The following is a 607-nucleotide window of genomic DNA, read 5'->3' as shown; positions in this document are numbered from 1 at the left end:
GGGTGGACCAGCTTGCCGCTGCACAAACCCGCCGGTTCGACTCAGAACTGCTGCAACGGCTAGAGGCTGTAAAGGGCGTGGGCGCCGTGACAATCGCCAGCCTCTTCTGCTACCTGCCCGAGCTGGGCGACCTGAGTCGTGGACAAATCGCAGCGTTGGCCGGCGTGGCACCGTACAACAACGACAGCGGTACCAAGACCGGGAAGCGGCAGATCTACGGTGGGCGGTCGAAACTACGCCGTGCGGCCTACATGTGCGCGCTGGTGATGGTGCGCTACAACCCCGATTTCAAGGAGCGTTATGCGAGGCTGCGTGCCAAAGGCAAGTGCGCGAAAGTGGCCCTGGTAGCCTGCATGCGGGTGTTGCTGATCCGCCTGAACGCCATGGCGCGCGACGGAACACCATGGCGTGATCATGCGGTTTGAATGGGGGGCGGGCGTTGCCCGCCATCGCGGAATCTATCCGCGATGACATCATGAAAATGCCCGTTCATCGGGGAGCGATGAAAGACAGTTGGCTCCCACCGGGTGTGTGGGGGTGTGATGCAAAAAAGCCCGGGAGCGATGCCCGGGCTTTTCGCTTTACTCAGGCTTGTTAAGGCGTACAG

1 protein-coding gene is annotated in these 607 nt (G+C 61.6%); it reads left to right on the top strand.

The features are described from left to right. Window positions 1-425, top strand: a 425-nt coding sequence (locus tag NRB16_RS28945; RefSeq protein WP_257107574.1) for a transposase, incomplete at its 5' end; no start/stop codon positions are given. Window positions 426-607: the final 182 nt, after the last annotated feature.

It is taken from the genome of Pseudomonas sp. LJDD11 (assembly GCF_024584215.1).
In the GTDB taxonomy this organism is placed as follows: Bacteria; Pseudomonadota; Gammaproteobacteria; order Pseudomonadales; family Pseudomonadaceae; genus Aquipseudomonas.
The sequence above is the reverse complement of the archived record's forward strand: the minus strand, read 5'-3'. Positions and strand labels throughout refer to the sequence as shown.